The organism is Actinoplanes subglobosus (genome assembly GCF_042650585.1).
GTDB lineage: Bacteria > Actinomycetota > Actinomycetes > Mycobacteriales > Micromonosporaceae > Actinoplanes > Actinoplanes subglobosus.
Genome location: NZ_JBHSBL010000028.1, coordinates 269,711 through 295,370, shown reverse-complemented (window position 1 = coordinate 295,370; position 25,660 = coordinate 269,711). Strand labels below are relative to the sequence as shown.

The 25,660-nt window shown below is 71.0% G+C and carries 23 protein-coding genes; 16 read left to right on the top strand and 7 right to left on the bottom strand.

Translation table 11 applies throughout. The features are described 5' to 3' along the window. Positions 1-605 precede the first annotated feature (605 nt). From ACFO0C_RS41775 to ACFO0C_RS41750, 6 genes are read left to right on the top strand one after another with little or no spacing between them, the layout of a single operon-like run. Positions 606-1,448 carry a glycosyltransferase family 2 protein gene (locus ACFO0C_RS41775; RefSeq protein WP_378072382.1) on the top strand — a complete coding sequence of 281 codons (843 nt, stop codon included), beginning with the start codon at positions 606-608 and terminating at the stop codon, positions 1,446-1,448. Positions 1,449-1,481: 33 nt separating this feature from the next. Beyond that, complete coding sequence (locus tag ACFO0C_RS41770) at positions 1,482-2,438, top strand: glycosyltransferase family 2 protein (protein WP_378072381.1); 957 nt, start codon at positions 1,482-1,484, stop codon at positions 2,436-2,438. Beyond that, positions 2,435-3,757 (top strand): glycosyltransferase family 2 protein, encoded by a 1,323-nt coding sequence (locus tag ACFO0C_RS41765; protein WP_378072380.1) that lies wholly within the window; start codon positions 2,435-2,437, stop codon positions 3,755-3,757. Before ACFO0C_RS41770 ends, ACFO0C_RS41765 begins: the two co-directional genes overlap by 4 nt. A 28-nt stretch (positions 3,758-3,785) precedes the next feature. Continuing rightward, a complete protein-coding gene (locus ACFO0C_RS41760) occupies positions 3,786-5,828 on the top strand; it encodes a hypothetical protein (protein WP_378072379.1) in 2,043 nt (680 codons plus the stop codon). Then, positions 5,825-6,598: a hypothetical protein gene (locus ACFO0C_RS41755; RefSeq protein ID WP_378072378.1), complete on the top strand. Its 774-nt coding sequence runs from the start codon at positions 5,825-5,827 to the stop codon at positions 6,596-6,598. The genes ACFO0C_RS41760 and ACFO0C_RS41755 overlap by 4 nt, the downstream gene beginning before the upstream one ends. A gap of 16 nt (positions 6,599-6,614) precedes the next feature. Next, positions 6,615-7,658, top strand: coding sequence for a glycoside hydrolase family 26 protein (locus ACFO0C_RS41750; RefSeq protein WP_378072377.1), 1,044 nt, complete (start codon positions 6,615-6,617; stop codon positions 7,656-7,658). On the opposite strand, the gene ACFO0C_RS41745 is transcribed toward ACFO0C_RS41750, so the two are convergent. Beyond that, positions 7,648-8,697, bottom strand: coding sequence for a glycoside hydrolase family 26 protein (locus ACFO0C_RS41745; RefSeq protein ID WP_378072376.1), 1,050 nt, complete (start codon positions 8,695-8,697; stop codon positions 7,648-7,650). The genes ACFO0C_RS41750 and ACFO0C_RS41745 overlap by 11 nt on opposite strands. Continuing rightward, positions 8,694-9,497, bottom strand: coding sequence for a polysaccharide deacetylase family protein (locus tag ACFO0C_RS41740; RefSeq protein WP_378072375.1), 804 nt, complete (start codon positions 9,495-9,497; stop codon positions 8,694-8,696). Before ACFO0C_RS41740 ends, ACFO0C_RS41745 begins: the two co-directional genes overlap by 4 nt. Before the next feature lie 238 nt (positions 9,498-9,735). Here ACFO0C_RS41740 and ACFO0C_RS41735 point away from each other — a divergent pair, with 238 nt between their 5' ends. Then, on the top strand, positions 9,736-10,398 hold the full coding sequence (locus tag ACFO0C_RS41735) for a hypothetical protein (protein WP_378072374.1): 663 nt from the start codon (positions 9,736-9,738) through the stop codon (positions 10,396-10,398). An 89-nt stretch (positions 10,399-10,487) separates the two neighbouring features. Here the strand turns inward: ACFO0C_RS41735 and ACFO0C_RS41730 are convergent, their stop codons facing one another. Continuing rightward, on the bottom strand, positions 10,488-11,222 hold the full coding sequence (locus ACFO0C_RS41730; RefSeq protein WP_378072373.1) for a response regulator transcription factor: 735 nt from the start codon (positions 11,220-11,222) through the stop codon (positions 10,488-10,490). Between the two features lie 119 nt (positions 11,223-11,341). Continuing rightward, a complete protein-coding gene (locus ACFO0C_RS41725; RefSeq protein ID WP_378072372.1) occupies positions 11,342-12,868 on the bottom strand; it encodes a GMC oxidoreductase in 1,527 nt (508 codons plus the stop codon). Between the two features lie 11 nt (positions 12,869-12,879). On the opposite strand from ACFO0C_RS41725, the gene ACFO0C_RS41720 reads away from it, so the two are divergent. From ACFO0C_RS41720 to ACFO0C_RS41710, 3 genes are all read left to right on the top strand, one after another. After that, positions 12,880-13,404: a transposase gene (locus ACFO0C_RS41720; protein WP_378072371.1), complete on the top strand. Its 525-nt coding sequence runs from the start codon at positions 12,880-12,882 to the stop codon at positions 13,402-13,404. Positions 13,405-13,598: 194 nt separating this feature from the next. Next, the gene (locus ACFO0C_RS41715) at positions 13,599-15,056 is read left to right on the top strand and encodes a pentapeptide repeat-containing protein (protein ID WP_378072370.1); all 1,458 of its coding nucleotides are present in this window, start codon (positions 13,599-13,601) and stop codon (positions 15,054-15,056) included. Next, on the top strand, positions 15,049-15,552 hold the full coding sequence (locus ACFO0C_RS41710; RefSeq protein WP_378072638.1) for a transposase: 504 nt from the start codon (positions 15,049-15,051) through the stop codon (positions 15,550-15,552). The genes ACFO0C_RS41715 and ACFO0C_RS41710 overlap by 8 nt, the downstream gene beginning before the upstream one ends. 133 nt (positions 15,553-15,685) lie before the next feature. Here the strand turns inward: ACFO0C_RS41710 and ACFO0C_RS41705 are convergent, their stop codons facing one another. Continuing rightward, the gene (locus tag ACFO0C_RS41705) at positions 15,686-16,084 is read right to left on the bottom strand and encodes a hypothetical protein (RefSeq protein WP_378072369.1); all 399 of its coding nucleotides are present in this window, start codon (positions 16,082-16,084) and stop codon (positions 15,686-15,688) included. Between the two features lie 130 nt (positions 16,085-16,214). Then, complete coding sequence (locus ACFO0C_RS41700; RefSeq protein ID WP_378072368.1) at positions 16,215-16,688, bottom strand: hypothetical protein; 474 nt, start codon at positions 16,686-16,688, stop codon at positions 16,215-16,217. A 126-nt stretch (positions 16,689-16,814) separates the two neighbouring features. Here ACFO0C_RS41700 and ACFO0C_RS41695 point away from each other — a divergent pair, with 126 nt between their 5' ends. The 3 genes from ACFO0C_RS41695 (at position 16,815) to ACFO0C_RS41685 (ending at position 20,599) form a co-directional block, all read left to right on the top strand. Further along, positions 16,815-19,814 carry a BTAD domain-containing putative transcriptional regulator gene (locus tag ACFO0C_RS41695; RefSeq protein ID WP_378072367.1) on the top strand — a complete coding sequence of 1,000 codons (3,000 nt, stop codon included), beginning with the start codon at positions 16,815-16,817 and terminating at the stop codon, positions 19,812-19,814. A gap of 90 nt (positions 19,815-19,904) precedes the next feature. Continuing rightward, positions 19,905-20,306: a hypothetical protein gene (locus ACFO0C_RS41690; RefSeq protein WP_378072366.1), complete on the top strand. Its 402-nt coding sequence runs from the start codon at positions 19,905-19,907 to the stop codon at positions 20,304-20,306. Between the two features lie 62 nt (positions 20,307-20,368). Continuing rightward, a complete protein-coding gene (locus tag ACFO0C_RS41685) occupies positions 20,369-20,599 on the top strand; it encodes a hypothetical protein (RefSeq protein ID WP_378072365.1) in 231 nt (76 codons plus the stop codon). A 1-nt stretch (position 20,600) separates the two neighbouring features. Here the strand turns inward: ACFO0C_RS41685 and ACFO0C_RS41680 are convergent, their stop codons facing one another. Beyond that, positions 20,601-21,488, bottom strand: coding sequence for a ScyD/ScyE family protein (locus ACFO0C_RS41680; protein ID WP_378072364.1), 888 nt, complete (start codon positions 21,486-21,488; stop codon positions 20,601-20,603). Between the two features lie 135 nt (positions 21,489-21,623). Between ACFO0C_RS41680 and ACFO0C_RS41675 the strand changes: the two genes are divergently transcribed. The 3 genes from ACFO0C_RS41675 (at position 21,624) to ACFO0C_RS41665 (ending at position 25,598) form a co-directional block, all read left to right on the top strand. Continuing rightward, positions 21,624-22,274: a nucleoside/nucleotide kinase family protein gene (locus ACFO0C_RS41675; RefSeq protein ID WP_378072363.1), complete on the top strand. Its 651-nt coding sequence runs from the start codon at positions 21,624-21,626 to the stop codon at positions 22,272-22,274. Between the two features lie 46 nt (positions 22,275-22,320). Continuing rightward, positions 22,321-23,502 carry a metallophosphoesterase gene (locus ACFO0C_RS41670; RefSeq protein ID WP_378072362.1) on the top strand — a complete coding sequence of 394 codons (1,182 nt, stop codon included), beginning with the start codon at positions 22,321-22,323 and terminating at the stop codon, positions 23,500-23,502. A gap of 1,190 nt (positions 23,503-24,692) precedes the next feature. Beyond that, on the top strand, positions 24,693-25,598 hold the full coding sequence (locus ACFO0C_RS41665; RefSeq protein ID WP_378072361.1) for a phosphotransferase family protein: 906 nt from the start codon (positions 24,693-24,695) through the stop codon (positions 25,596-25,598). The last annotated feature ends 62 nt before the right edge of the window (positions 25,599-25,660 follow it).

Below are 25,660 nucleotides of genomic sequence, written 5' to 3'. Positions count from 1 at the left end.
GCCGCCAGAGGGACAAAGGGCACATTCGGTGCCGGGTCGGTAGTGCTCGTGCGCCCGGTACGGGTGTCCACAGACGCAGAGTCCGGTTTCAGTCGCCATCACTCCACCAACGGCTCACAGCGACGCAGGCCACGCGCTTCCCACCAGATCGATGCTATCGCTCACCCACTGCGATTACAGGTCCACCACCGTGACACGGCCACGAACACTTTCCGTGATTGCCGTATACCGGCTCGTAGAAATCGCCACGCAACCGACTTGTCCTGATTTAAGGAACTTCACCGATTTCCTGACATTCGTCGGACACGTTCCTTACCGCCCCTCCGCGTCCAACGGTGTCCACTACTAACAGTGAGATCTGGCAGGAACCTTCACGATAAGAGAACGGTTACTACCAGGTACTTAACGTCACTGTGACCCTCATGGCCCCGTCGGACTGTTGACGCTGCGTAATCCGTTGCTAGGTTGATCACTCGAAGCGAGCGGCCGTGCAACCGCCCGTCGCACCGGTCGTATTGCCGCCCCCGGAAGGGACCGACATGGAGTTCTCGCAGTTGACACCGAACACCCACAGTGACCGACCGCAATCACCGACCGTAAGCGTGGTGATTCCCACGCTGAACGAGGAGCGGAATCTTCCGCATGTGTTCGCGAAGCTTCCGCCGATGATCACCGAGGTGGTCGTCGTCGACGGCGGGTCCAAGGACCGCACCGTCGAGGTGGCGCGGCAGCTCCGGCCGGACGCCGTGATCGTGCAGCAGACCCGTACCGGCAAGGGCAACGCACTGGCCTGTGGCTTCGCGGCCTGCACCGGCGACATCATCGTGATGATCGACGCCGACGGCTCGACCGACCCGGCGGAGATCCCGCTCTTCGTGGAGAAGCTGATCCGCGGCGACCACTTCGTGAAGGGCTCCCGGTTCAGCCACGGCGGGCACAGCCACGACATCACCCGGCTGCGCAAGCTCGGCAACGACGGGCTCAACCTCGTCGTGAACATCCTGTTCCGGACGCACTTCACCGACCTGTGCTACGGCTACAACGCCTTCTGGCGCTCGGTCGTCCCGGCCCTGGACCTGCCGGACGTGCAGATCCCCCGCCAGGCCGGCGGCCGCAAGCTGTGGGGCGACGGCTTCGAGATCGAGACGATGATCAACATCCGGGCGGTCGCCGAGAAGCTCAAGGTCGGTGAGGTCGGCAGCACCGAGCACGAGCGGATCTTCGGGCAGAGCAACCTCAACACCTTCCGGGACGGCTTCCGGGTGCTGCGGACCATCCTCAGCGAGTACGGCCGGATGCACCGCCGTCGCCGTGGCGGCCTGCGCCCCTTCGTGGAGAGCCTGCGCCCCGCCCCCGTCGCCGCACCGAAGTCGCGGGTCCGCCCCGCGGTCACCACCCGGCACGCCGTCGCCCCGCTCAACCCGGCCGGCGCGTCGCTCGACGACTGACCGCCCCGCGACGAGCCACAGGAGCCACCCCCCGTGAAACACACCCCCCTCGCCACGACCATCGTCATCCCGACCTACTCCGAGGTCCGCTGGGAATACCTGAACCGGGTGCTCGCCTCGGCCCGGTCACAGACCCACGCGGCGGACGAGATCGTCGTGGTGGTCGACCACAACCCGGTGATGTTCGAACGGATCAAACGCGAACTGCCCGGCATCACGGTGCTGGAGAACGCGTACGCCCAGGGTGTCTCCGGCAACCGGAACACCGGCGCGTTCCACGCCCGTACGCCGCTGATCGCGTTCCTCGACGACGACATCATCGCCGACGAGCACTGGCTGGCCCGCCAGATCGCGCCGTTCACCGACCCGTCCGTGGTCGGCACCGGCGGCGCGATCCGGCCCGCCTGGGAGGGCCGCGCCCCGCGCTGGATGCCGGCCGAGTTCCTGTGGGCGGTCGGCGGGTCGTACGCGGGGATGCCGACCCGGACGTCGCCGATCCGCAACGTCTGGTCGGCCAACATGATCGTCCGCCGGGACGTCTTCGACCGGGCCGGCGGGTTCCGGGTGGGCTTCGGCAAGCTCGGCTCCCGCAACCGGCCCGAGGACACCGACCTGTGCCTGCGGATGAGCCAGGTCAGCGGTGGCCGCTGGATGTACGTGCCGGACGCGGTCATCCAGCACGAGGTGCCGGCCGAGCGGGCGAGCTTCCGGTTCTTCGTACGCCGCTGCTACGCCGAGGGCCGCGGCAAGGTGCAGATGGCCGGCCTGCACGAGAACGACGCGCTCGGTGCCGAGAAGAACTACCTGTGGTCGCTGCCGAAGGCGATGTTCCGGCACCTGGTCGCCGGCCTCACCGGCCGCGGATCGGACCACTTCCTGCGCGCCGGCGGTGTGGTCGCCGGTGTCGCCGCCGCCGGCTTCGGTGGCGTCGTCGAAACCGTCAGCTCCAGGCGGCCCAGCCGCCGTACCCCGGTGGAGGCCACCCCGTGACCGCGACGTTCCCGGCCGCTCCGCGGCTCGACGACACCGGCGTCCTTCCGGCCGTCGTCCTCGACCTGGAGATCTCCGAACCGCTGCCCGCGGTCGGCGCGACGGCACCCGACGGCCGGCGGGTCCAGCAGGCGTGGGCGCTGGTCCGGCTCTTCACCGAGCCGGTCGGCACCCTGATGGTGGATGTACCGGAGCAGGGGCTCACCCCGGAGGCGCTGGCCGGCGCGATCGACGGTGCGCTCGGCAGCGAGTTGCGGCCCCGGCTCGGCGGCGCGCCCGTGCCGTACACCGGATTCGTCCCGACGACCGAGCCGGCCTTCCTGGCGAGCCGGCGCGCGGCCCTGGCCGCCGCCCCCGACATCACCGTGGTGATCTGCACCCGGGAGCGGCCCGGCGCGCTGGCCCGCTGCCTGGACAGCCTGCTCGACCAGGTCTACGCGCCGGCCCGGGTCCTGGTCGTCGACAACGCGCCGGCGACTGGGGCGACCGCCGAGGTGGTCCGCTCGGCGGCCCGCCGGGGCCGGGTCGACTACCTGAAGGAACCGAAGCCGGGCCTGTCGTTCGCCCGGAACGCGGCCGAGGCCGCCACCCGCGGCGAGATCGTCGCGTGGCTCGACGACGACGAGCTGGCCGACCGCTACTGGCTGGCCGAGGTGGCCCGCGCGCTGGTCGACAACCCGGACGCCGACGTGATCTCCGGGGTGATCGTGCCGGCCGAGCTGGAGACCCGGGCGCAGGTCTGGTTCGAGCAGTTCGGCGGGCACAGCAAGGGCCGCGGTTTCCGGCCGGCCACGTTCGGGCCGCACACCGCCCACCTGCAGAGCCCGCTCTACCCGCTGCCGCCGTTCGGCACCGGCGCGAACATGACGTTCCGGCCCGGCGTGATCGAGCGCATCGGAGGCTGGGACACCGCGCTCGGCGCCGGCACCCCGGCGATGGGCTCGGAGGACACCCTCGCGTTCACGCAGGTGCTGCTGGCCGGCGGGACGATCGTCTACCAGCCGAGCGCGGTCACCCACCACTACCACCGGCGGGACTTCGAGGGCCTGCACAAGCAGATGGTCGGGTACGGCACCGGGCTGACCGCGGCGTACACCAGCCTGCTGCTGGGACGGCCGGGACTGTTGTGGCCGCTGATCCGCCTGGCCCCGACCGCGCTGCGCGACCTCACCGGCGCCGACAGCCTGCGGGTCTCGACTCTCCAGGACGATTTCCCGCGTGAGCTCCTGACCGCCAACCGACGGGGGATGATGGCCGGACCGGGCGCGTACCTGCGAGGACGTCGTGCGGCCCGGGCGCGACTGCGCGCCGGCCGCTGAAGGAACCCGACTGTGGAGGGTCAAGTTCATGGGTGACCAGCCGACGCCCGACGACGATCGGGCGCCGGAGGAGGCGACCGGCGACGCGACCGATGTGATGACGGCCGCCCCGGAGACGGACACGGTCGCCATCCGACTGCCCAGCGCACCGGAGGCCGACGGCACCACGAAGGTCAGTGCGCTGACCACGGTGCGCAAACAGGCGGCGGCCGAGACCGTCGTGCTCCCGGTACAGCCCGAGCCCCGCGACGTCCACGACCTGGGCTGGGCGCCGTGGGTGCTGGCCGTCTCGGCGTTCGGCGTGATCCTGGTCGCGCTGGCCTACGCCGGCGGCCGGCACGAGGCCGGCTGGGCGATGACCGTCTACTGGATCGGCCAGGTCGTCGTCTTCTCCCCCGTCGTGTTCCGGCTGCTCAGCCGGCTGGCCGGGGTGGCCGAGTCGTTCGTGCTGGTGATGGGGCTGGCCGCCAACCAGTACATGCTCAAGTGGATGTACAGCCCGGACCAGTTCCGGTTCCCCGACGAGCTGCAGCACTGGCTGGCGACGACGCTGATCACCGAGTCCGGTGACCTGTTCCGGCCGAACAACGCGCTGCCCCCGGCCGTGCACTTCCCCGGCCTGGCCGAGATGGGCGCCGGATTGTCGCTGCTCACCGGGCTGCCGGTGACCGCGGCCGGGACCATCGTGGCCGGTGTCGCGCACCTGCTCTTCGTGGGCCTGCTCTTCGCCGCCGTGCTGCGGGCCAGCAACTCGCCCGCGATGGCCGGCGTCGCCTGCGTGACCTACGCGACGGCCATGCACTATCTCTTCTTCAATTCGATGTTCCTGTACGCGACCGCCGCCCTCCCGTTCTTCATGCTCACCGTCTGGGCGCACCGCCGCTGGCGGACCGGCGGTGGCCACCTGTTCCTGGCGCTGACCGTGCTGGGCATCGCGATGACCACCGTCACCCACCACGTGACCGCGTTCGCGCTGGTCGCCACCCTGCTGCTGCTCGCCGGCACGGAGCTGGTGCTGGAGCGGCCGCGGCCGTGGGCGACGCTGATCGCACCGGGCATCGCGCTGGCCGCGGTCTCGGCCTGGATCGGGCTGGTGGCGCGGGACGTCATCGACTACCTGGAGTCGCCGGTGCAGCGGCTGGCCGCGGCGCTGAACCAGATGTTCGGTGGCGCCGCGAGCGAGCAGGCCGGCACGGCCGACGCGGTGCCGCTGGTGCAGCTCGCCGTGCAGGGCCTGGGCCTGCTGGGTCTGCTGGTGCTGTTCCTGGCGGTGGCCCGGGACATGATCCTGCGCAAGGACCGGGACTCCTGGCGGTGGGCGGCGCTCGTCGGCGGGGCGGCGTTCTTCGCCGGCAACGGTGCCCGGTTCCTCGGCTCGGGTGGACCGGAGATCGCCGGACGGCTGTCGACGTTCACCTACGTCCCGATGTCGATCATCGCGGCGATCGCGATCGTGCACGCGGTGCGGATCATCCCGGACAAGGACGAGAAGGGCCGGCGCTGGCTGTCGGTCCCGCCGCCGGGGGTGGTGGTCACGACCGGGCGGCGGCTGACGAGACAGGTGTACGTCGGCACGACGCTGATCACACTGCTCATGGTGGGTGCCCGTACCGGTGGCTGGCCTCCGGTGTCGGCGCTGGTGCCGGGCCCGTACATGCCGGCCGCCTACGAACGGTCGGTCGACGCCTACGGGGTGGACGCCGCCCACTGGCAGGCGGTGAACCTGCCCGGCCACTCGCGGGTCGGCGGCGACATCACCGCGGTGGCCCTGTCGTCGACGTACGGCCGGACCGACCCGGTGCGGGAGGTGGGACCGCTGTACTGGGCGACCTGGTGGGGCTCGGCCGAGTACGACCTGGCACGGAGCCTGGGGCTCGGCTACCTGGTCGTCGACGAGCGCCTCGGTGAGAGCGTGCCGGTGGACAACGCCTACTTCCAGGACGACCCGATGGCCGGGCGGATCACCGAGCCGCTCAGTGAGGCCCAGCTGGGCAAGTTCGACCTGATCCCGGAGATGTCGCGGATCTACGACAACGGCATCGTCCGGATCTACCGTCTGGGGGGCTCATGAATCCGGTGCGTGCGGGTGTGGTGGCCGGTCTGACGGTCGCGGCGGCGGTCGCCGTCGAGTTCGGGCCGCTGCCGCTGTCCCTGCCGGGCGGGCTGCTGCTCGGATTCGCGCTGCCCGGCTTCGCGATCGGCGAGGCGATCTTCCGGCCGGGACGGCGCGACGTCGGCGTGGTCGAGCGGATGATGATGGTCCCGGCGCTGAGCCTGGCGGTGCTGGTGCTCGGCGGCCTGGCCCTGTGGGGCGTCGGCGGCCACCTCAACCGGACCAGCTGGATGCTCGTCTGCGCGGTGAGCACGCTGATCGCGACCGGTGCCGCCTACTACCGGACACTGAAGGCCGAGCCCGCCACGGCGGAGACGCCGGAACCGGCCGTCCGGAGAACCGTGCAGGAACGGCTCATCCGCGAGATCCTCCCGCTCACGCTCGCGGTGCTGCTGGTCGCCGGTGCGGGCGTGTGGTCGTACGCCGACTCGGTCAACACCTACGACGTCACGGTGAGCACGCTGTCGGCACAGACGCCGGGCCCGGTGGACGCCGACGGCAACCGGGCCGTGCAGGTGACCGCGACCGGCCTGGCCGCGGGCGAGTGGACGCTCGTGCTGAGCGACCCGGCCGGCGTGGAGGTCGGGCGGCAGGGTGTGCGGCCGGACGGCGACGGTGGCTGGTCGGGTCAGGTCACCATGCCGGGGGACGAGCGGGTCACGGTGAACCTTTTCCGAGGTCAGGACGCGTCGGCGTTCCGTACGCTGATCATCTCGGAAGTCTCGTAGACCGGGAGCCCCTCGCATGCCGCAACGCCGCTGGATGGCCGTGGTGGCGTTGCTGGTCGCCGGGTGCACGCCGACGGCGGTGAAGGAGCCGGCACCCGCCGCGGCCCCGGACCCGCGGTCGGCTCGGGCACAGCTCGCACTCACCCGGGAGGCCGGCGCGTGGCCCGGCGTGAACGGGCTGTCCGGCGTGAACGGCTTCCCGCTGCTCGACACCGCGTCGGTGACCGATTTCTGCACCGACCGAGGTCGGCCGTGCGGGATGGCGCAGACCTACACCGACCGCACCGACTACGCGTCGATGACCAGCGGCTCGGCCTGGGTGTTCGAGTCGTTCGCCGACTTCGACGGCGTCCTGGTGATCTCCCAGGCGCTGGTGCCGGACAAGGGCGAGGCCCTGGTCGCCGACTGCGCGGCCGGTGTCTACGACCAGCACTGGCGCGACTTCGGCGCGCTGATGGTGCAGCACGGCCGGGGTGACTCGGTGGTGCGGCTCGGCTGGGAGATGAACGAGTCGTCGATGGCCTGGCGTGGCCTCGACGCGACCGCCTACATCGGGTGTTACCGCGCGGCCGCGGCCGCGTTGCGCTCCACGAATCCGCAGGTCGTGCTGGACTGGACGATCAACGCGCACAACACACCGGCCGATCTGTGCGGCGGCCTGAGCACCAACTGCTACCCGGGCGACGACTACGTCGACGTGATCGGCATCGACAACTACGACCACCATCCGTGGTCGCCGACGCAGGCCGATTTCGATCGGACCGCGGCGGCGCCGGAGGGCCTGCAGTGGCTGTTCGACTTCGCGCGGGCGCACGGAAAGCCGTTCTCGGTCGGCGAGTGGGGAGTGATGCCGACCGGGGACGCCGGCAAGGACAACCCGGACTTCGTGCGGTGGATGCACGCGTGGTTCGCGGAGCACGCCCCGTACCTGGCGTACGAGGCGTGGTTCCAGCGGTGCGACGGCACGGTCTCGCAGTCGGCGATCCTGCGGCCCGACGACCCGGACTGCCTGCCGAACACCGGCTCGTCGGACGTCTACCGGGAACTGTTCAGCCGCTGAACCGCTCGTTCTCGCCCATCTCCCGGTAGGCGGCGGCCGCGTCGGGCAGCGAGTCGAGCCGCCAGTGCTCGGGGTAGCTGGGGTGGGTGTCGGTGTCGAACCAGACCACCCCGCCGATCGCCGGCCGCTGCTCCACATAGGTGCCGAGCTCGCGGATCCAGTCGGCCTTGGTGGTGCCGCCGTAGTCCTTCGACCCCACCTCGGTGATCATGATCGGTTTGCGGGCCGAGTACTTGGTGTAGATCGGGTCGAACAGTGTGGCCGGGGACTCCCGGTGCAGGTTGTAGCCGGAGACACCCACCCAGTCGACGAAGTCGTCGCCGGGGTAGTACGCGTCGATCCGGTTCCAGTCGTCCTTCGGGCTGGAGTTCCAGTTGGGACTCCACACCCAGGACACCTTGTCGGCGCCCTCGTCGTCGAAGATCCCCCGCAGACGGCGGAAGCACTTGACGTACCCGTCGGTGTCCTCGTCGTTCCTGGCCCCGCCCCACCGGTACCAGTCGCCGTTCATCTCCCAGCCCCAGCGCAGCAGGGCGGGCCGGTCCAGGTCACGGATACGGCGGGCGGCCGCGGCGATCAGGTCGTCGGCGTCGCCGTCGAGGATCGCGCCGTACTTCGGGCCGCGCCACGACACCATCGGGACCGACGTCTCCGGCATCCCCTCGATGCTGTCGGGCAGCCGGTCCTCCCAGGCGTAGAAGACGTGCGTGATCCGCTGGTCCCGGCCGAGCTGATCACGGCGCAGCTTCACCGCCTCGGGGTAGGTCATCCCGTCCAGCCCCAGGTAGGAGCCGAGCATCGCCTTCCCGGCGGTGAACGGCACGGTCCCGCCGAGCTTGCCCTCGGCCTTCGCGAACGGTGACGGGGACGCCGAGGGCGGAGCGGTCGGGGTGCCGCTGACGACGAGGGGCGTCTCCCGGGAGGCGGCCTTCCACATCCCGAAGACGCCGGCCGAGGACGCGGCGCCGAGCCCGGCCAGTCCGAGCAGACCGCGGCGGGTGACACCGTCCTCGGGACGGCGCCGGTGACCGCCGGTCACGTGAGCTCCCGTCCGGCCTTGCGGGCCAGTCTGCGGACCAGCCGCCAGCCCGGCTGGGCGCACTGCCGCAGGCGGGCGGCCGGTGTCGCGCCGGACCTGGAGACGAGGTCGACCAGGTCGGCGCCGGTGTGGTCGGGGGTCGGCTGGAAGCGCGGCACCGCGAACCGGCGCTCGGCGGGGGTGTGCGGGCGGCGGCCGACCTCGGTGGCGTTGTCGTGGCCGGACCGCTCGACGACCCGGCGGACCAGCGCGCTGTTGTAGCCGTGCGGGTAGGCGAACGACCGGACCCGCCGCTGGAGCCGCTGTTCGAGCTGGTCGCGACTGGACACCACCTCGTCGCGCAGCTGGGCCGGGGACAGCACGTCGAGCGGGTGGTGGACCAGGCTGTGGTTGCCGATCTCGATGCCGGCGGCGGCCACCTCGTCCAGCTCGGACCAGGTGAGCATCGGGCCGAAGTCGGACGCGTACCGGCCGAGCCAGCCGGCGTGGCCGCCGAGGTGGCCGACGGAGGCGTAGAGGGTGGCGCCGGCGCCGGCCTTCGCCAGAGCGGGCACACCCTCGGTGAGGAAGTCGCGGTAGCCGTCGTCGAAGGTCAGCGCGACCGTCTTCGCGGTGTTGCCGGCGGCCAGCCGGTCCAGCGCCTCGGTCAGCCCGACGAGCTGGTAACCGGCGTCGCTGAGTGCGCCGAGCTGCTCGGCCAGGCGTTCCGGTGGCACCGCGAGGTCACGCAGCGGGCCGCCGACTGCGGAGACCGAGTGGTACATCAGCGCGGGCAGCGTGCTCACCGCGTCCTCCCCCATGATCGTGACTTTCCGGCCGCCAAAGTTACCCGCCGTAATCGCCTCGCCGGGTCCTCCTTTCGACTGGACCTCTGGCCTTTTCACACTACAGCGAGTAACGTCCGAGACCTTCCGACTCCCCGGCCAGCGCAAATGACGTGACACGATCATCACTTAAAGTGATATGTGAACCGAAGGCCAACCGGAGACGTATCGGAGGGCAACACCGAAACCGCTCTAAACCCCGGGAGCGCGCACCATGTTCCGCCTCATTCAGTTGCACACCGAAAGCGGCGTCCCACGCATCGGCGTGGACCCCGACGGCTACGTCAGTGCCCGCGCCGCACTGGCCCACTACCGGACCGCCCCGGCGACCTACTTCGCCGTCGGCCGCTTCGACCACGAGGGCACCCTCACCGAGGTGATACTCGACCCGATATGCGGCCTCGACGGCGCCTGCCAGCGCCCCGCCTCGGTCATCCACGCGCAGACCTACGAGCGTCTGTGCGAGCGGTGCGCCTCCGGCCTCGACGTGCTCACCGTCCCGCAACTGGCCCGCCGCCTCGGCATCGCCTGCCGGCTCGCCCCGAGCGTCGCCCGCTTCCGGCAGACCGCGCTCGGCGGCCTGCGCGCCCCCTCGGGCAACCGCATCGCCCGCGAGTTCCCCGACCACGTCCACGACCCGGCGTGGCGCCAGGAACTCTGCATCAGCCTCACCCAGAGCCCGACGGCCCTGAACGGCCTGCTCATCGGTGTCGGCGCGCTCAGCCACCGCCAGGTCCTCGACCTGTTCCCGGTGCTGTGCGCCCTCGGCGACGAACTCCCCGACGCCATTCGCGACGACCTCACCCGGGCGACCTCCCGGGCACTGTCTCCGGCGGGCGTCGCGGGGCTGCGGCTCGGCCTCCGCAACAAACCCTGATCTGGTACGGCCACGCCGGGTCACGTACCTACACCGCGACCCCGGCGATCCTCACGCACACCAAGGCGCCTCACGGGCGAGGCGGTGGGTCACCGGCTGGTAGTCCGGGTTGTCTCAGGGCTGGTGAGACAACCCGAGGACCAGCCGGTCCCGTGCGTACGGACCGGCGCGACCCGGACCAGACCGCTGCGGTAGGCCGCCACCACCGCCTGTGCCCGGTCCCGTAGCCCGAGTTTCGTCAGGATGCGGCCGAGGTGGGTCTTGACCGTGCTCTCGGCGACGAAGAGCTGCCGGGCGATCTCGGTGTTGCCGAGACCCTGGGCGACCAGAGCCAGCACCTCCGTCTCGCGCGGGGTGAGATGGTCGAGCAGCGCCGTCCCGGTGGCGACGGCGGTCGGCCTGGTGACGTACTCGCGGAGCAGGTCGGAGGCCAGATCCGCGTCGAGCCAGGCGCCGCCACCCGCGACCGCCCGTACCGCGGTGACCAGGACTTGCGGGTCGGCACCGGTGAGCAGGAATCCAGAGGCGCCGGCCAGCAGGATGCGACGGGCCACCGGCCGGTCGAGAATCGCGGCGAGGGCGAGTACCCGGGCGTACCCGGAACCGACGATCTGCCGGGTCGCCTCGATCCCGTCAGCCAGCAGATCCATCACCACGACGTCGGGGCGCTCCGTGCGGCTGAGGCCGACGGCACGGACCGCGTCGCCGGCCTGGGCGACGACCTCGATGTCGTCCGGCCGCCCCAGCAGCAGCGCTAGGCCGCCCCGGATCAGCGGGTGTTCGTCGGCGATCAGGACGCGGATCGGGTTCTGCTCGGTGCTCACTCTGCGGCTCCGATGCTGGACGGCCGGCGGGCGGTCCGCCGTACACCTCCACTGTCCTCAGGCCGCTTGCGGCCACCTTGCAATGGCCTTGGACCCGGTTGTCAGTGGCCGCGCCGCCCTCAGAGATGGTCGGCGAGCCGCCGGGCCAGGGTCAGCCCGGTCAGCATCGGCCCGGCCGAACCGCATGACGGGAAGACCGAGCCGTCACAGGCATAGGCGTTGCGCAGATGATGGAACCGCCCGTCCGGATCGGTGACCGACGTGGCCGGATCGTCGCCCATCCGGAGCCCGCCGACCTCGTGGTGGCTGTCGCCCAGCGGCCAGTGCCAGCTGGGGAACCCGTCGGCGCCGAGCGGGAACGGGGTGCGGTGCCATGACGTGCCATACCAGTACCTGATCTTCTCCGGATCGGGCGCCAGGGCACCCAGCAACGCGACGGCGGCCGCGTCCATCGCCTGCCAGGTGTCCAGATCCGCCCGGCTCAGGTGCACGTTGACGTAGGCCGTCGGCACCTGGAAGCCGTCCGGGTGGTTCGAGTCGACGGTGATCCAGTTGCCGTCCGCCGCACCGGCCGGGGTGTGCGGGTCGCCGTGGGTCTCGCCGACCGCGCGGATCACCACCGTGACCCATTCCGGGTCGACGCCGGTGGTGCGCAGGCGATCGAGATGGTCGAGGTCCGGGATGGTCCGGAACAGCGGGTCGTCGGCGCCGCCGGTGCCGGTGGTGGCGGTGATCTGGAAGTGGAACCGGCCGGTCCCGGTCGCACCGCGGGCCAGGATCGTCGCGACGCCGAGCCGGTCGCCGTCCCGGGCCGGGAGAGCGGAGCGGTGGATCCGCGCGACGAAGTCACTCCGCGTGTGGATCATCAGGCCGCGGCCCATCGCCGGGGTGGGGAACGAGTTCAAGGCGAGCCGGGTGCTCTCCACCGTGCCCAGGGCCAGTACCACCGTGCAGCCCGGCAGGATCGGCAGCCGTTCCCGGCGGCCGGGCAGGCCGACGTCCAGGGCGCGGACCACGCCGTTGCCGTGCCACAGGCGCAGAGCGGTGGCCCGCGGCACGAAGTGCAGGCGCCGGCGTTCCCGGAGACGGTCGTCGCGGACCGCGTTCAGCAGCACGGGCAGGCTGCTGAACTTGCGGAACGGGAACAGCCCGAACTCCGGTGAGGCGGCCTGCACCGCCAGCGGCGCCGTACCGACCTCGTCGGCCCGCAGGCCGGGCACCTCGCGGGCCGCCTCCCGCACCATCGGCAGCAGCGTGGTGTGCAGGGCGCCGTCGACGAAATCCCAGGCCGGCACCACACCGGTCTCCTCCTCCAGCCGTGCGTACCCGGCCTCCAGATCCGCCGCCGCCCGCTGCGGCCAGCCGCTCAGATCGTCGGCGGAGAGACGGGCCAGCCAGCCACCGGAGAACATCGACCGGCCACCCGCGCAGAACGCCAGGCCGGGGAAGTACACGTTGCTCCGCCAGGGTGACCACCAGACGCCGTTCGGATCCGGTTTTCCCCGGGGAACACGCAGCTCGATGTTGCCGAGGTTCTGGACGTGCTCGGGGATGACGACCGTCCCGGCGTCGAGCAGCAGGACCCGCTTCCCCCGCCCGGCGAGCTTCGCCGCGCAGTAGGCGCCGTAGGTCCCGGCGCCGAGCACCACCACCTCGGGTGGCGGCGAGTCATCGTGGACGGCCTCGTCCCAGGTGCTGCAGAGGAACCGCCCGCGGATTCGACGGCGCGAGGCTGATCAACGGCCGCAAGCGGCACCTGATCGTGGACACCAAGGGCCTGCTCATGACGGTGAAAGTGACTCCCGCGGACGTCACCGACCGCGACGCCGCCCGGGAGCTGCTGCCGGAGCTGCGCGAGCGGAACCCGGAGTTGACCATGATGTGGGGCGACAACGGCTACACCGGCCTGGCCGACTGGACCCGCAACGACCTCGATCTCACCTTCAAGGTCGTGAAGAAGCCACCGAACCAGGTCGGGTTCAAGGTGCTGCCCCGACGGTGGATCGTGGAACGCTCACTCTCCTGGCTGATGCGCGCCCGCCGCAACGCCCGCGACTACGAACGACTGCCGGAGCACTCTGAAGCCCACATCACCTGGGCCAACATCACCCTGATGACCCGCCGACTCGCTCGAACTCAAGAGCAACGTCAAGCCGCTGAGCCGTCGTCGATCGCAGCTTAGAGCCATGTCCCGTGGGCTTGACCCGCTTCACTGGCAGAGGACACGAGTCGCCACCACCCGGATCTGCGCGGCCCGCTGGTTACGGTCGCGGAGCAGGAGCACCACGCGGTCGCAAGTTTGAGCACCATGATCGGGTGTTGCGGGCGCCTAATACTGCAACCCCGCTCAGTGACCTGGTGTGACAGCATCTTGGCATGGCGCGAATGTCCGCAGTGGAACGACGAGTGCGAGCCGCCTTCCACGCGGGCGTCGAGATCGCGTTCTCGGCCGGTGATCCTCCGCTGCCTGGTTCGGTGGTGGCCGACCTGCTGTGCCGGCCGGTCGACCGGGCCGAGCATCCGCGGGCGGCGCTGCGGCTGCGTGGGGCCACCGTCATCGGCCCGATCGACGCCAGCGATGCTGAGATCACGGTTCCGGTGCGGTTCCGGGACTGCCGGTTCGATGCGCCCGTCGACCTCTCTGGCGCGCGACTGGCCGATCTGCAGTTCAGTGGCTGTGAACTGCGCGACTTGCGTGCCCGGCTGATGGCGGTCCGCGGTGATGCCAGTCTCGCCGACAGCACCGTCGCAGGGCCAGCCGACCTGAGTGACGTCCGGATCGGCGGTGACCTGGTCCTGGAGAGGGCTCGGCTGCGGCATTCGGGCGGCCGAGCCCTCGCCGCGGCCCGGCTGGCGGTCGGTGGCAGCCTGCTCGGGAGCAGCCTGCACGCGGCCGGGGAACTGTGGCTCGACGGCGCCCAGGTAGGTGGGAACCTGGTGCTCGACGGGGCGGTCCTGCGCAACCCCTCGAAGCGGGCGATCGCCGCAGACCGGCTGGTGATCGGCGGGAACCTGCGGGCCGGCGCCGGGTTCGACGCACACGGTGATCTTCTCTTGATCCATTCTCAGGTGGGTGGGCAGCTCTGGTTCGTCGGTGCGAAGCTGACAAGCCCGGCCGGGTGGGCCCTGCACCTGGGCAGCGCGAAGGCTGACAGTGTATGGCTGTGTTTCGCCGAAGCGCCGGTCGGGCGGGTACGGCTGTCCGGGCTGCGGACCGAGACCCTGTTCGATCATCCGGCGGTGTGGCCGGCTCAGCTGGACCTGGTCGGTTGCACGTATCGGCTGTTGGTCGCCCGCTCGTTCGAGGGTGGGTCGTCCGCTCCGGCCGGGGTGGTCACGGTGCCGGTCCGGCGGCGGCTGGAGTGGGTGCGACGCAGCCCGGACGGGTACGCGCCCCAACCGTACGAGCAACTCGCCGAGGTGTACCGTCGCGGTGGCCAGGACGTCGAAGCGCGCCGGGTGCTGCTGGAGAAGCAGCGCCGTCGCCGGGCTGGTCTGCGCCTGCCCGGCCGGATCGGCGGCTACCTGCTTGACGGCCTGGTCGGGTACGGCTACCGCACCTGGCTGGCCGGTCTCTGGCTGCTCGCCTTCTGGGCACTCGGCACGGCCGCGTTCACCGCCTGGCCACCGCCGCCCCGCAACCCGGCCGAGGCCCCGGAGCCGTCGGCCGCCCTGTACGCGCTGGACCTGCTCCTGCCAATCATCAACCTGGGCCACGATACGGCCTGGAAACCAGCCGGAACTGGACAGTACGTGGCGGCGGTGCTGGTCGTGATGGGCTGGGTGCTGACCACCGCGGTGGTGGCCGGCCTGTCCCGGATCATCAATCGGTAAGCGCGGCCCACGCCACCACCCACAGAACAAGATTTCCTTCCTACGGTTCTTCCAAAACCGCGCTCAACGAGCAGCCGACAACAGCCGGGACACGCGCGGATTCGACGGCGCAAAGTTGATCAACGGCCGCAAGCGGCACCTGATCGTGGACACCAAGGGCCTGCTCATGACGGTGAAAGTGACACCGGCGGACGTCACCGACCGCGACGCCGCCCGGGAGCTGCTGCCGGAGCTGCGCGAGCGGAACCCGGAGTTGACCATGATGTGGGGCGACAACGGCTACACCGGCCTGGCCGACTGGACCCGCAACGACCTCGATCTCACCTTCAAGGTCGTGAAGAAGCCACCGAACCAGGTCGGGTTCAAGGTGCTGCCCCGACGGTGGATCGTGGAACGCTCACTCTCCTGGCTGATGCGCGCCCGCCGCAACGCCCGCGACTACGAACGTCTGCCCGAACACTCCGAGGCCCACATCACCTGGGCAACATCACCCTGATGACCCGCCGGCTCGCGCAAGCTCAAGACCAGCGGGAAGCCGCCGAGCCGTCGTCGATTGCGGCCTAGAGCCCACTGGATTCGTACGTGTCAACGAGGGCTCCGGCGCAAACCCTGTGCTTGATCTTGTCGGGCTATGTCGATTGGGGAGCGTCTCGTCGGCTTCTGACGTAGTCCATGTATTCCTCGCCGGCTACCGCGTGGTTGACCCAGCGGCCGGGGTTCGCGTCGGTGAGGTGCTCGGCGAGCGCCATAGCTTCTTCCGGGTCTTCGCTAAGGGCCAACTCTCGGCCTTCGCCGACGTACGCTTCGTCGGCCGGATCGAGCGAGATGAGGTTGGGAAGGTCACCTACCTGGTCGTCATCAGGGTCTCGCACGGTGTGAAGTGAGACCCGGTATCTCCTGTTCATGGGACTGATCGCCACCCAGCGGATGGCTCGTTCGCCGCTGATCTCGATGCCTCCGAGGAACTGTTCGATGCCGTTGCCTCGGCGCAGGGCACCGATCGCGAACTGCCGGGTGAGATAGCGCATCGGGAGAGCGTAGTGCCGATCGGGTGGGACTGCGACCGACCGGTTGAGACAGGACATCCGGTCCCGAATTGGCGAGAGCAAAGCGTTCGTGCGCCCGTCACGGTGACGGCAACTCGAACGCCGCAAATCCTTATGGGTATCCCGGAAATCGCGCTACCTGCGGAAGCAGGTTGAGAGACAGGCACTCAGCCAACGGTCGGGGCTTCGGAAGATCCCTTATAGCGAGCCGGGGGCCACCCACGACGAATCCTGAATTCTCGTTCCGGCGGCCAAGATATTTGGTGCAGGGATCCGTGACCCACCGCTGGTGCCCGCCCTCGAACGTGACCAGGTATTTGTACTCGTACCACCCGTCGGGCAGGCCATCGACCTGGCACACGTACAGATCACCGGACGGATGATCGTTTCTCTCCATGACCGGGGCGGACCCCGCATCCCATGCCCATCCGCCGTTGAGCTGCTGAAATGAGCCGACGACGCGGATCTCTCGGATGAACGGAAAGGCATCTCCGTTGTACTGTGATGGGTCTTTTCGCGCATCCGGCAGAAAGACTCGGAAGGTGACGGAGTCGTTGACGACAGTAGGTCCGAAATTCTGATACATGCCGCACCACCTCACTGTTCCGCCAGTCAGTGTGCGACACCGCATTCATGATTTCCATACCGTCGCGAAGTCGGCATCGCGATATTCAATGGCCTTGCACAGCACACCGGCCGACAATCGGCCTCGATGACCGGAACGGCTCTCCACGTCCTCGGCCCGTTGGAGTTCCTGCGCGACGGGCACTGGCTGCCGCCTGCCCGTGGTCACCAGGTGCGCCTGCTCGCTGCGCTCGCCTGCTCCCCCGGCCGGGCCGTACCGGTCGAGGCGCTCACCGGTGTGCTGTGGGGCGGCCGGGCACCCCGCGACCCGGCCACCGCGCTGCAACCGGAGATCTCGCGGCTCCGGCAGGCGCTCGCACCGGCCGGTATCCCGATCCGGTACACGACCGGCGCGTACACCCTCGTCGTCGAGCCGGACCGGGTCGACCTGTGCCGATTCGAGGACCTCGCCGCGCGGGGCGGCGAGGCGTTGCGCTCCGGAGACCACGCGCGCGCCGCCGACCTGCTGGACCGGGCCCTCGGGCTGTGGCGCGGCCCCGCCTTCGCGGACCTGACCGGCGAGCCCTTCGACAGCGCCCGCCGCCGCCTGCACGAGCAGCGCCTCACCACCCGGCTCGCCCTGGCCGAGGCACATCTGGCGACCGGAAGGCACGGTGAGACCGTCGCGTCCCTCACCGAACTCGCCGAGGAGCACACCCTCCACGAGGGCCTCGCCGGCCAGCTGATGCTCGCCCTGTACCGCTCCGGCCGCACCGGCGACGCGATGGGCGTCTACCACCGCGTGCGCCATCGCCTCGCCGAGGAACTGGGCCAGTCCCCCGGCCCAGCGCTGGTCAGACTCTACGAGCGGATGCTCGCTCAGGACCACGCCCTCGACTGGGCCGCCGGGCCGCGCCCACGGGTGTGGAACCTGCCACCGGCCAACCCGAAGTTCTGCGGACGCGCGGCGGTGCTGGCGACGCTGACCGCGCTGCTCGACCCGGCCGGCGCCGTCGTCCTGCACGGCCTGCCCGGCATCGGCAAGTCCCAACTGGCCCTGCGATACGCGCACGACCAGGACCTGCGAACCGTGTGGTGGTGCCCGGCGGAGACACCCGACCTGCTGGACGCGTCACTGTCCAGCCTGGCCGACGAACTCGGGGTGTCCGTGACCGGCGATCTGGACCGGACACGGATCGCCGTGCGACGGGCGCTCGCGGACCGCACCGGCTGGCTGCTCGTCCTCGACAACGCGGCGGACCTGGGACACCTGCGCAGCTGGCTGCCGGACACCCGTACCGGCCGGGTCCTGATCACCTCCCGCAACGCCGACTGGGAAGGATATGCGAAACCCCTCGCGGTGCCGGTCTTCGCCGACGACGAGTCCCAGCGGTTCCTGCTGGCCCACGTCGGGGGCGACCCGGCCAGCGCGGCCGTGCTGGCCGGGCGCCTCGGCAACCTCCCGCTCGCCCTGGAACAGGCGGCCGCGTTCTGCCGGCGTACGGGTGACAGCCTCGGCACCTATCTCGACCTGCTCGACCAACGCGGACGCGACATGCTGGCGCGCGGGCGCACCGGCGACTACGACGGGACGGTGGCGACCACCCTGCGGCTGGCATTCGCCCGGGTGGCGCACGACGACCCGTACGCGGCGGGGCTGCTGCGCGCCTGCGCCTTCCTGGCCGCCGACGACATCCCGACGGCGGTGCTCCGGACAGCCGTCGCGGGCCTCGACGACCCGATCGGCCTCGGAGAGGCGATCGGCGCCCTCATGCGCTACTCGCTGGTGGACCGGCGCGGTGACGCGGTGTCGCTCCATCGGCTGGTGCAGGAGCTGGTGCGCGCGGAGACCCCGGCCGGGCAGCGGCGGGACCTGCTCACCCGGCTCGTGGCCGCCCTCGACACCGCGCCCGCGACACCCGGTGACCGTCACTCACCGCACCTGGCGGTCCTGCTCGGTCACCTCGACGCCGAGGCGCTGTGGCCACGACGGACGGCCGGACTGGTCTGCCGTACCGCCCGGCACCTCGACGAACGGGGGGTCTACGCGGCCGCCGGCCGGCTGACCAATCTCGCCCTGCGCGTCCTGGACCGGGCCGGGCCGGACGACACCGCCGGCCGCGCCGACCTGCTCAGCGAGCTGGGCCGGACCCTGGACCGCGCCGGATGCGACCTGCACAGCGCACGACATCTGCTCCGCGAGGCGCTGTCCATCCTGGACAGGGCGCCCGGCGACACCACCCTCGCCGTCGGCCGGACACTGAGCCGGCTCGCCCACGCCCTGCACTGCGCCGACCTGACCTGGGAGGCGTACGAGGCACACGAGAGGGCACTGGTCCTGCTGCGCGCCGCACCCGACCGGGTCGAACTCGGGCACGCGCTGGCCGGGTTCGGCACGACACTCTGGTGGAGCCGGGACCTGGCCCGGGCCGAGGCGGCCTTCACCGAGTCGATCGTCATCCTGACGGCCGAACGCGGACCGGACTCATCCGACGTGGCCATCGCCCGCGGCGGTCTCGGCACGGTACTGCAGGACCGGGGTGACCTCGCGGCCGCCCGCACCCAGCTGGAACTGTCGGTCGCGGCACTGCGGGCCGCGCATCCCGAGGACGGCGACGCGCACCCGGACGTGGCACAGAACCTCGACAAACTCGGCTATCTACTGCGCCTGACCGGCGATGTGGCGGCGGCACGGGACTGCCACGGACGCGCCGTCCACGCCCTGGAACGCCTCTTCGGCGCCGACGACCCCCGGGTGGCGATGGCACTGACCAATCTCGGTCTCGACGAACTCGACGCCGGTGACGTGGAACGGGCCGTGACCACGCAGGCCCGGGCGGCCGCCCTGTTCGTCGAGGTGTACGGGCCCCGGCACTCCAGCTCCCTGATCGCCCGCGGCCGGCACGGGACGGCGCTGCTGGCGGCCGGCCGGGCGGCGGAGGCCGTGGAGGTGCTGCGGGCCGTGACCGAGGACCACCGGAACAGCGGAGGGAAGCGGCCCGACCCCGAACTCGGCCGCGCTCTCGCGGATCTGGCCCGGGCCGAACGCCGCGCCGGTCGTGAGGCCGACGCCGCCGCGCACGAGCACGAAGCGGCCGCCGAGCTCGCCGGTGTACTCCCGGAGTCGTACGCCGCGAAGTCCGACTGACGGCAGACGACCTCGCCGCCCGGCGCCGACAGCATGGAACCACCGGGCGACAGCCGCCCGGACTCCCCAACGAAACCCCTGGGAGGGGCCATGCCGGGAACCTGGGACGCCGAGATCAAGCTGCTCACCCTGGTGGACGAGAACACCCGTTTCACCGCACCGACCGTCGTGAACGGCAAGACGTTCGACGTGCTCGCCGACGTCGAGATCGGCGCCGACCTGATGAAGTTCGTCACCAAGCACGAGCTGTTCGTGTCAGTCCTCAACGTCAGCACCGGCGCACCGCTGCCGGGTCAGCCGATCGTCTTCAGCGAGGTCCTGCCGCCGCAGGGCAACAACCTCCCGCTGAACCGCGAGATCCGGCTGCCGGTCGCCGGCTGGAAGGCCAGCGAGGGCGACATCCTCAAGGCCGTCGCCAGCTACAAGGTCAGCGCGGGCGTCAACACCGACTACTCCACCTCGGATACCACCAACTCCATCGTCACCACCTGAACCGCGCCCGGCACTCTCCCCGTGCCGGGAGAGTGCCGGGCCACCCGAACAGGGAGGAAGAGATGCCTGAGGCACTCGCCATCGGTCTCGTCATCGTCGTGCTCGCCGGCCTGCACGTGCTCGCCTGGTTCCTCAGTGAACAGGCGGGCTGGCTGGCGGCCGTGGGCCTGGTGCTCGCCTGGATCGTCTCGATCCTGATCATGATGGCGATCTCGACGGCCGCCAGCAGCGGTAACCGGGTCCAGCCGATCCGCACGCCGCCCGCCACCCACCACTACACCTATCCGCGCTGAGTCACAGGCGGATCTTCAGGACGGCGCCGGTGTCCTTGCAGGTGCTGCACGTGGAGACGTAGGCGTGGCCACAGCGGATGGCCAGGCCGCCCGGTGCGGTCAGGGCCGTGGTGGCGATCACGCGGCGTTCGCCGGTCGGGGTCAGCGCGGTCAAGGTCCCCGCTTCCAGGACGTAGAGGTGACCGTCGGGACTCCAGGCCAGGTCGACGATGCCGGTGAAGCCCGTGGCCCACACCTGCGGGGGACGGCCGGGCTCGATCCGCCAGATGCGGGCCGGCTGTGGGCGTACCGCCGCGGGGTCTGGCATCTCACCGACGAACCAGGCGCCGTCCGGGCCCCGCGTGACCGAATTCGGCGCCGATCGCGCCGGGAAGGCCGCGACCGTCCGGGTCCGGCCGCGCGGACCGGTCCGCAGCAGGGACCGGGAGCGGGCGTCGACGATCGCCGTGTCCAGCGCGGCCACCGGCGCCGGGACCGCGGTCAGCAGGTTCGCGCCCCGATAGAGACCGCCCGGCTCGGCGGTGCTCGTGTGCAACGGCTCGCCGTCGGCGCCGATCGTCACGTCCGTCGGGCCGGCCGCGCCGGTGCCCGCCGGTGCCGCCTGTGACGGCAGACCCGAGACGATCCGCCACTGGCGACCGAATTCGATCACGGTGATCGCCCCGGATCGGCCGGAGCAGAGTGCGGCGCCGGGCTCGCACGGGCCACCCCGGCCGGCCTCGGCGACGTAGAGCTCACCGCGGTCGCCGAAGGCCAGGCCCCTCGGATTGTCCAGGCCGCGGGCGACGATCTCGACCGGCGGCCGGCCCGGGACCGGGACCACCGGATCGGCGGCATGACCCGTCGCGAGCAGCCCCAGGACAGCAAAATATGAACGGATTGTGAGCAACTAGAACCCCCGTGTAGTCGGCTCTCCTCGGACAGGTTCCTTTCGGCACCCTGCGGGCGCATATCGCCCGAACGGCCGGACCGGCCCCGGAGTCGGAGATCCGACCCCCGTCCGGGGGACCGGTACGGTCACGGCATGACGTTCGCCGAACTGGTGACCCGCGCCCGCGGACTGCCCCGGAACGGGCGGCGCGCCGTGCTCGGCATCGCCGGGCCACCCGCGGCCGGCAAGACCACCCTCGCGACCGGGCTGGTCGGCGCCCTGTCCGCCGATCCGCCGCCGGGATCCGGGCCGGGCTGGGTGGCGCACGTGCCGATGGACGGCTTCCACCTCGCCGACGCCGAGCTGGAACGGCTCGGCCTCCGCGACCGCAAAGGGGCTCCGGACACCTTCGACGCGTACGGCTACGCGGCCCTGCTCCGGCGACTCCTCGACGACCGCGACGAGATGATCTACGCGCCGGGGTTCGAGCGGGTCCTCGAACAGCCGATCGCCGGGAGCATCGGGGTGCCCCGCGAGGCCCGGCTGATCATCACCGAGGGCAACTACCTGCTGCTCGACCAGCCCCGATGGACGCCGGTGCGGGAGCTGCTGACCGAGGTCTGGTACACCGATCTGGAGAACGGCGAGCGGCTCCGGCGACTGATCGAACGCCACGTGCGGTTCGGCAAACCGCGGGAGGCCGCGGTGGCCTGGGCGACCGGCACCGACGAGCGCAACGCCGAGCTGATCATCCCGACCCGGGAGCGGGCCGACGTGATCGTCGACTCCCTTTGCCTCAGCTGAGAGCCGGCTCAGCATTTCGTCGCCGGTGAGTGGCATGCTTGCCGACATGTCGGTGGGTGAGGCGGTCGAGACCGAGCCGCGCAGGCGCGGGCCACGGTTCGCGCGTTTCGGTCTGGTTCTGGTCGTGGTGCTGTCGCTGCTGTTCGGCGTGCCGTGGGCGACGCTCGTGTGGTCCGGCAACGACTGGCCGCTGCCGGCCTTCGTCGCCGGCACGCTGCTGTTCGCCGGTGTCGCCGCCGGCTTCCCCTACCTGATGTTCCGCGGCCACGGCGGTCACCGTGACCTCGAGTCCCGGATCGCCGACACCCTGCTCGGCGTGATCTGGGTGCTCTTCACCTGGTCGCTGATCGGCCAGCTCGCCGGCCTGGTGCTGCTCGCCCTCGGTGTCGACGACCCGATCCGGTCACGCGTCGTGTCGGCCGGTGTCGTGGTGATCTCGGCCGGCCTGCTGATCTGGGGCTACACCGAGGCGATGCGGGTCTCCCGGGTGCGGCGCGTCGACGTGACGATCCCCCGGCTCGGCCCCGGCCTCGACGGGCTCAAGGTCGCGCTGATCACCGACACCCACTACGGCCCGATCGACCGTTCGCGCTGGTCGCGGGGCGTCACCGAGGTGGTCAACTCGCTCGACGCCGACATCGTGGCGCACACCGGCGACATCGCCGACGGCCTCGTCGAGCAGCGGCTGGAGATGGCCGCCCCGCTCGGCGACATCCGGGCCCGGTTCGCGCGGGTCTACGTGACCGGCAACCACGAGTATCACAGCGGAGCCCAGGGCTGGGTCGAGCACATGGAGCACCTCGGCTGGGAGACCCTGCACAACCGGCACATCCTCGTCACCCGCGGGGGCGACTCCCTGGTCGTGGCCGGCGTCGACGACCGGACCGCCGGCGGCTCCGGCCTGCCCGGCCACCGCACCGACCACGAGGCCGCCCTGGCCGGCGCCGACCCGGACCTGCCCGTGCTGCTGCTGGCCCACCAGCCGCAGCAGATCGCGGACGCGGTCACCCACGGCATCGACCTGCAGCTGTCCGGCCACACCCACGGGGGCCAGATGTGGCCGTTCCACTACCTGGTCCTCACCGACCAGCCGAGCCTCCAGGGCCTGTCCCGCCACTCCGAGCGCACCCAGCTCTACACGAGCCGCGGCACCGGTTTCTGGGGCCCACCGTTCCGGATCTTCGCCCCGAGCGAGATCACCCTGCTCACGTTACGCAGCGCCCACTGAGCAGCGCGGCGCGCCGTGGGCTGTTCGTGCCGGTGGCGGCCATGCGGCTTCGTCAAGATCACATTGCCTGCGCGGCATTGTGCGATCGCGAGCCGTAGCCTAGACGCCCTATCGGCCACAATTGAGGTACCTGAGCTACGGCTCACGGCGTGGGTCAGCGAGCACAGTCGGCGGTCAGGGCGCCTGCCGCCGCAATAGCGGCGGTGACGTCGCCCGCTTACTCCCGCGGGTGCTCCTACCGCCCCCACAACGGCGATCACGTCCCCCGTTTACTCCCGCGGGCGCTCCTACCGCCCCACAACGGCGATCACGTCCCCCGTTTACTCCCGCGGGCGCTCCTACCGCCCCCACAACGGCGATCACGTCGCCCACCGACGGCTGCGGGCGCACCCACCGCCCTGCAGCGGCGATGACGTCGCCCGTTCACTCCCGCGGGCGCACCCACCGCCCCCACAACGGCGATCACGTCACCCGCCGACGACTGCGGGCGCACCCACCGCCCTGCAGCGGCGATAACGTCACCCGCCGACGACTGCGGGCGCACCCACCGCCCTGCAGCGGCGATGACGTCGCCCGCTCACTCCCGCGGGCGCACCCACCGCCCCCACAACGGCGATCACGTCACCCGCCGACGACTGCGGGCGCACCCACCGCCCTGCAGCGGCGATAACGTCGCCCGCTCACTCCCGCGGGCGCACCCACCGCCCCTGCAACGGCGATGACGTCACCCGACGGTGTTCGTGGGTGCGCTCGCCGCCGCCCCGAGACCCGGAGCGGTCACTGACAGCCAGAGGACTCGGCCGCCCGACGGCAACCGTCGCGGCGGCTGCCCGGCCGATCACGGCACGGCCGATCACGGCACGGCCGATCACGGCACGGCCGATCACGGCGCCGGTGAGCACGGTGCGGGTGAGCACGGTGCGGCGGCGGCTAGTGACGCACGCCACTCTGTGACTGGTTCGCGGCCTGGTGCCGGAGGGTCCGGGGTGCTGGCCGCCGTATCCGCTGTCGCGAATTCATGCCTGTCGCCGGATTCACCGGGCATCGACCCGCATGACGGCGTGTGCGGCTTCAAGAGCGGCCCGGCCGACTGAAGGCGGCTCCCCCACCGGCCTACGTTGTCCCGGGTCCACCCGGACGAAGCGGCTCCGGGAACGACACAGACCGACGGATCAGGCGGGGGATCGATCATGAGCGACACGATGCGGGCCAGGGAGATGGCGACGGCGGTTCTGGGCTGGGACCCCGGACCGATGGCCGCGATCGCAAGCCTCTCCCATCAGGTGCACATCGGCGCCGAGGTCGTCGTAAAGATCATCGATTCAGCTCGCCATACCCGCCTGACCAGGGAGATCGCCCTGGCTCCGCACCTGCCGGCCGGCATCACCGCCCCGCTTCTCGCCAGCGGCACCCACCCGTTCGACGGCGGTGAGGCGCTCCTTGCCTGCTACGCGCGGGTCCCCGGGACGACGCCCGGCCAGGGTCTGCCGGAGGCCGATGAACGGACCGCCCGCATCCTGGCCGAGCAGGCCGTCGAGCGGCTGCGGCGCCTGCATGACTGGATCCCCGCGGCCTCTGCAGTCCCGGTGCTGCGGGAACCTCTGGATCACGGCGGTTTCACCGGCCGCGCCGGGCTGCTCGCCGAGGTGGGCGCCCTGACCGGCTCCGTCGTTCCGGCCGGTCTCGTCGACGGTCTGACAGCGCTGGCCGCCGGGGCACCGGAGCGGTCCGGTGCCCACATCCCGGTGCACGCCGACTGCCACTGGGGTAACTGGCTGGCGACCGGCGCCACGGTGACCGTGCTGCTGGACTTCGAGTGGGCCCGGTTCGGCGATCCGTTGGACGACTGGTTCTTCCTGATCGCCGACAGTGGCCGCCACCGCCGGGCGGTTCTGGCAGTGGTGTCTGAGGCGACCGGCCTGTCCCCGGACGAGCTGACCGCGGCGTGCGAGATCCGCCACGCGAACTACCTCGCTGCCGACATCCGGCTGGCGCTGTCCGATCCCGCGGCACACGGAGCTCTGCTCGCTCCCCGGCTGGATCAGCTGAGCGAGGTCATCGGGTGTCGTACCTGGTGGAAGTCCTCTGTCGACTGAGCACCGCCGGGCGAATTGCCGGAAATAAACCTGTTGAGCCGTGCTCTATGAGCCGAGCAGGA

Bases quoted from the DNA above. Each gene is read 5' to 3' on its own strand.
- ACFO0C_RS41760 (WP_378072379.1), top strand. From the start codon at position 3,786: ATGGGTGACCAGCCGACGCCCGACGACGATCGGGCGCCGGAGGAGGCG.
- ACFO0C_RS41685 (WP_378072365.1), top strand. From the start codon at position 20,369: ATGCCTGAGGCACTCGCCATCGGTCTCGTCATCGTCGTGCTCGCCGGC.
- ACFO0C_RS41755 (WP_378072378.1), top strand. From the start codon at position 5,825: ATGAATCCGGTGCGTGCGGGTGTGGTGGCCGGTCTGACGGTCGCGGCG.
- ACFO0C_RS41705 (WP_378072369.1), bottom strand. From the start codon at position 16,084: ATGCGCTATCTCACCCGGCAGTTCGCGATCGGTGCCCTGCGCCGAGGC.
- ACFO0C_RS41700 (WP_378072368.1), bottom strand. From the start codon at position 16,688: ATGTATCAGAATTTCGGACCTACTGTCGTCAACGACTCCGTCACCTTC.
- ACFO0C_RS41715 (WP_378072370.1), top strand. From the start codon at position 13,599: ATGGCGCGAATGTCCGCAGTGGAACGACGAGTGCGAGCCGCCTTCCAC.
- ACFO0C_RS41665 (WP_378072361.1), top strand. From the start codon at position 24,693: ATGAGCGACACGATGCGGGCCAGGGAGATGGCGACGGCGGTTCTGGGC.
- ACFO0C_RS41670 (WP_378072362.1), top strand. From the start codon at position 22,321: ATGTCGGTGGGTGAGGCGGTCGAGACCGAGCCGCGCAGGCGCGGGCCA.
- ACFO0C_RS41695 (WP_378072367.1), top strand. From the start codon at position 16,815: ATGACCGGAACGGCTCTCCACGTCCTCGGCCCGTTGGAGTTCCTGCGC.
- ACFO0C_RS41690 (WP_378072366.1), top strand. From the start codon at position 19,905: ATGCCGGGAACCTGGGACGCCGAGATCAAGCTGCTCACCCTGGTGGAC.
- ACFO0C_RS41675 (WP_378072363.1), top strand. From the start codon at position 21,624: ATGACGTTCGCCGAACTGGTGACCCGCGCCCGCGGACTGCCCCGGAAC.
- ACFO0C_RS41740 (WP_378072375.1), bottom strand. From the start codon at position 9,497: ATGGGGGAGGACGCGGTGAGCACGCTGCCCGCGCTGATGTACCACTCG.
- ACFO0C_RS41750 (WP_378072377.1), top strand. From the start codon at position 6,615: ATGCCGCAACGCCGCTGGATGGCCGTGGTGGCGTTGCTGGTCGCCGGG.
- ACFO0C_RS41735 (WP_378072374.1), top strand. From the start codon at position 9,736: ATGTTCCGCCTCATTCAGTTGCACACCGAAAGCGGCGTCCCACGCATC.